The following is a 4,258-nucleotide window of genomic DNA, read 5'->3' as shown; positions in this document are numbered from 1 at the left end:
ACACCCTGCAGACAGCAGCCCCGCCGCACCCACCCAGCCTGCCGGCACTCGTACCGCTGCACCCACACACCCTGCAGGCAGCAGCCCCGCCGCACCCACCCAGCCTGCCGGCACTCGTGCCGCTGGGGCGGCTCCCGACCCAAAGATGGGCGGCGGCACCCCGCAAGCGCCGGCGAGCGACCCCACCCCCACGGCGACCCCCACCCCGACCGCACCCCCCACCCAGGCCCGCCTGGAAGCCGCCTGGCTCGGCAGAGCCGTCGGCTGCCTCCTCGGCAAACCCGTCGAGAAGCTCCCCCTGACCGCCATCCGCGAACTGGCCAGATCCACCGGCAACTGGCCCCTGAACACCTACTTCACAGCCCGAGGAGTCCCCGCACAACTCCTCACCCAACACCCCTGGAACCGCCGATCGGCAGGCACCTCCCTCGCCGAGAACATCGACGGCATGCCCGAGGACGACGACCTCAACTACCCCCTCCTCAACCTCCTCCTTCTCCAACGCCACGGCAAAACCTTCACCACCACGGACGTAGCCACCCTCTGGCTCGACGAACTCCCGGCCGGCCGTACCTTCACCGCCGAACGCATCGCCTACCGCAACCTCCTCACCGGCCTGGAACCCCCACGCACGGCCCGCCACCGCAACCCCTTCCGCGAATGGATCGGCGCCCTGATCCGAGCGGACGTCCACGGCTGGACCAACCCCGGCAACCCCGCGGCCGCCGCGGAACAGGCCCACCGCGACGCCACCCTCACCCACACCGCCAACGGCGTCTACGCGGCGATGTTCACGGCGGCCACCATCGCGCAGGCAGCCACCGGCGCAGCCGACATCCACACAGCCCTCCGCACGGGCCTGACGGTGATCCCCCCTGCCTCCCGCCTGTCACAAGCCGTCACCCACGCCATCCAGCTGGCCGAGGCACACACCGACTTCGACAGGGTCGTCGACGCACTCCACGCCACCCACGCGCAGACCCACCACTGGGTCCACGCCATCCCCAACACCGCCCTGATCGCCGCCGCCCTCACCCACGCGGACGGCGACTTCACCGGCTCCATCTGCCGTGCCGTGTCCGGAGGCTGGGACACCGATTCCAACGGCGCCACGGCCGGCAGCATCGCCGCCCTCCTCGCCGGCACCCCCGCCGCGCTCCCCGACCGCTGGACGACCCCGCTGAAGAACCGGCTCGCCACCACGATCGGCGACTTCAACGGCACCGGCTTCGACGCCCTCGCCCACCTCACCCACACCCTCACCCACCTGGAGGCACCGCGCCCATGACCCACATCGCCGTGCTCGGCAGCACGAACATGGATCTCGTCGCGTACGTCGAGAAGGCCCCGCAGCGCGGAGAGACCGTGACGGGACGGGAGTTCCGTACGGTCCCCGGCGGCAAGGGCGCCAACCAGGCGATCGCCGCGGCCCGCGCGGGCGCCACCGTCTCGATGATCGGCGCGGTCGGCAACGACTCCTTCGGGGCCCGCCTGCGCTCCACCCTCGAACACTCCGGCGTGACCACCGACCACCTGCGCACCACGGAGGGCCCGTCCGGCACCGCGCACATCGTCGTGGACGACGAGGGCGGCAACGCGATCGTCGTGATCCCCGGCGCCAACGGCACCGTCGACCACCTGGTCCCCGGCGACGAGGGCCTCATCGCCTCCGCCGACGCCCTGCTCCTCCAGCTGGAGATCCCCCTGGCCGCGGTCCTCGCGGGCGCGCGGACGGCCCGCGGCCACGGAGTCCGTACGGTCCTCACCCCCGCGCCCGCCCAACCCCTGCCCCCCGAACTCCTCACCGCCATCGACCTGTTGGTGCCCAACGAACACGAGGCCGCCGCCCTCACCGGCCTCACCGACCCGCACAGCGCGGCCACCGCCCTGCTGGAACAGGTCCCGGAGGTGGTCGTCACCCTGGGCGCGGCCGGCAGCCTCTACGCGGCCCGCGGCACCGAGCCGTTCACCGTCCCGGCACCACGGGTCACCGCCGTGGACTCGACCGGCGCCGGCGACACCTTCGTCGGCACCCTGGCGGCGGCACTCGGCGAGGGCCGCCCGATGCGCGAGGCCCTTCAGTGGGCGGCCACGGCTGCCGCACTCTCCGTGCAGCGGCCGGGCGCCTCGGCGTCGATGCCGTACCGCTCCGAGATCGAAGCGCGGTTCACGTCATGACCCAGACTCCCCTGACCGGCCTGCGCGTCCTCGACCTCGCCACCCTCTTCGCCGGCCCGCTCGCCGCCACGATGCTCGGCGACTTCGGCGCGGAGGTCATCAAGGTCGAGCACCCGACCAGACCCGACCCTTCCCGAGGCCACGGCCCGTCGAAGAACGGGGTGGGCCTGTGGTGGAAGCTGCTCGGCCGCAACAAGCGCACGATCACGCTGAACCTCTCCACACCCGGCGGCCGCACCACCCTCCTCCGCCTCGCCGCCACCGCCGACGTCGTCATCGAGAACTTCCGCCCCGGCACCCTGGAGAAGTGGGACCTCGGCTGGGAGGAGCTCTCGGCCGTCAACCCACGCCTGGTCCTCACCCGCGTCACCGGCTTCGGCCAGTTCGGCCCCTACGCCCACCGCCCCGGCTTCGGCACCCTCGCCGAGGCAATGAGCGGCTTCGCCGCGATCACCGGCGAACCGGACGCGTCCCCGACGCTCCCGCCGTTCGGCCTGGCCGACTCGATCGCGGGACTGGCGACGGCGTACGCCGTCATGACCGCGCTCGCCGCCCGCGACCGCACCGGCGAGGGCCAGGTCGTCGACATGGCGATCATCGAGCCGATCCTGACCGTGCTGGGCCCGCAGCCGACCTGGTACGACCAGCTGGGCTACGTACAGGAACGCACCGGCAACCGATCCGCCAACAACGCCCCGCGCAACACCTACCGCACGGCGGACGGCAGTTGGGTGGCCGTCTCCACCTCCGCCCAGTCGATCGCCGAGCGCGTGATGCGGCTGGTCGGCCGCCCGGAGCTGATCGACGAGCCGTGGTTCGCCACCGGTGCCGAACGGGCGGCGCACTCCGACGTCCTCGACGAGGCGGTCGGCAGCTGGATCGCCGAGCGCACCCGCACCGAGGTCCTCGCCGCCTTCGAGAAGGCGGAGGCGGCCGTCGCCCCCATCCAGGACGTGCGGGACGTGATGGCCGACCCGCAGTACCAGGCCCTCGACACCGTCACCACGGTCGACGATCCGGAACTGGGCCCCCTGCGCATGCAGAACGTCCTCTTCCGTCTCTCCGCCACCCCCGGCGCGATCCGCTGGACGGGCCGCCCGCACGGCGCGGACACGGTGGAGGTCCTGACCGAACTGGGCCTGACACCGGCGGACCTGGCGGCCCTGCGCGAGGAGGGCACGGTATGACCCCACTCACCTGGCTCTACGTCCCCGGCGACCGCCCGCACCTCGTCGCGAAGGCCCTGACCGCGGGCGCCGACGTCGTCGTGATCGACCTGGAGGACGCGGTCGCCCCGGACCGCAAGGAGTACGCCCGCCAGGCCACCGCCGAACGCCTCTGTGAACGGCAGCCGGTACCGGTTCACGTCCGCGTGAACGCCCTGGACGGCCCGCTCGCCGCGGCGGACCTGACGGCGGTCGCGGCCCTCCCGGGCGTCTGTGGCATCCGCCTCCCCAAGGTGACCTCCCCCGAGCAGATCATCCGCGTCGCCGAAGAAGCAGCCCCCGCCGACGGCGGCGCACCCCCGCTCCACGCCCTCCTGGAAACGGCCCTGGGTATCGAACGCGCCCACGCCATCGCCTCCGCTCACCCCGCCCTGCGGGGTATCGCCCTCGGCGAGACGGACCTCCGCGCCGACCTGGGCGTACGCGAGGACGCGGGCCTCGACTGGTCCCGCTCCCGCGTGGTCGTCGCCGCCCGCGCGGCGGGCCTCGCCCCACCGCCCCAGTCCGTCCACCCCGACATCCGCGACCTGGACGCCCTCGCCGCCTCCTGCGCCCACGGCCGCGCCCTCGGCTTCCTCGGCCGCGGCGCCCTCCACCCCCGCCAACTCCCGGTCATCGAGCGGGCCTACCTCCCCACGGCCCGGGAGATCGAGGAAGCGGAAACGATCGTCAAGGCGGCCATCACGGACCAGGCCGCCCAGGCCCTGCCGGACGGAACATTCATCGACGCGGCGGTGGTGGCAGCCGCGCAGCGAACCCTCTCGCTGGCCCGACGGACCTAGGGGGTGTTTCGAAAGTCCCGCACAGCACCCACGGCGCCCGGCACGCACTCTCGCCGCACCGGCCGAAAGCCC

At 73.2% G+C, this 4,258-nt stretch carries 4 protein-coding genes; all 4 read left to right on the top strand.

The features are described from left to right. Positions 1-1,288 (top strand): ADP-ribosylglycohydrolase family protein (locus AC5P09_RS35480; protein WP_493877825.1); only part of this gene is annotated, 1,288 nt, incomplete at its 5' end. Beyond that, entirely contained in the window at positions 1,285-2,178 is an 894-nt protein-coding gene (rbsK, locus tag AC5P09_RS35475; protein WP_493877824.1) for a ribokinase, read from the top strand. The genes AC5P09_RS35480 and rbsK, both read left to right, overlap by 4 nt. Continuing rightward, positions 2,175-3,365 carry a CaiB/BaiF CoA transferase family protein gene (locus AC5P09_RS35470; RefSeq protein WP_493877823.1) on the top strand — a complete coding sequence of 397 codons (1,191 nt, stop codon included), beginning with the start codon at positions 2,175-2,177 and terminating at the stop codon, positions 3,363-3,365. The genes rbsK and AC5P09_RS35470 overlap by 4 nt, the downstream gene beginning before the upstream one ends. Further along, complete coding sequence (locus AC5P09_RS35465; RefSeq protein ID WP_493877822.1) at positions 3,362-4,186, top strand: HpcH/HpaI aldolase/citrate lyase family protein; 825 nt, start codon at positions 3,362-3,364, stop codon at positions 4,184-4,186. The genes AC5P09_RS35470 and AC5P09_RS35465 overlap by 4 nt, the downstream gene beginning before the upstream one ends. The last annotated feature ends 72 nt before the right edge of the window (positions 4,187-4,258 follow it).

Source organism: Streptomyces sp. a15 (assembly GCF_059026085.1).
This window is presented reverse-complemented; position numbering and strand designations above follow the sequence as displayed.

Excerpts from the sequence above, each read along its gene's own strand:
- rbsK (WP_493877824.1), top strand. The coding sequence starts at position 1,285 with ATGACCCACATCGCCGTGCTCGGCAGCACGAACATGGATCTCGTCGCG.
- AC5P09_RS35470 (WP_493877823.1), top strand. The coding sequence starts at position 2,175 with ATGACCCAGACTCCCCTGACCGGCCTGCGCGTCCTCGACCTCGCCACC.
- AC5P09_RS35465 (WP_493877822.1), top strand. The coding sequence starts at position 3,362 with ATGACCCCACTCACCTGGCTCTACGTCCCCGGCGACCGCCCGCACCTC.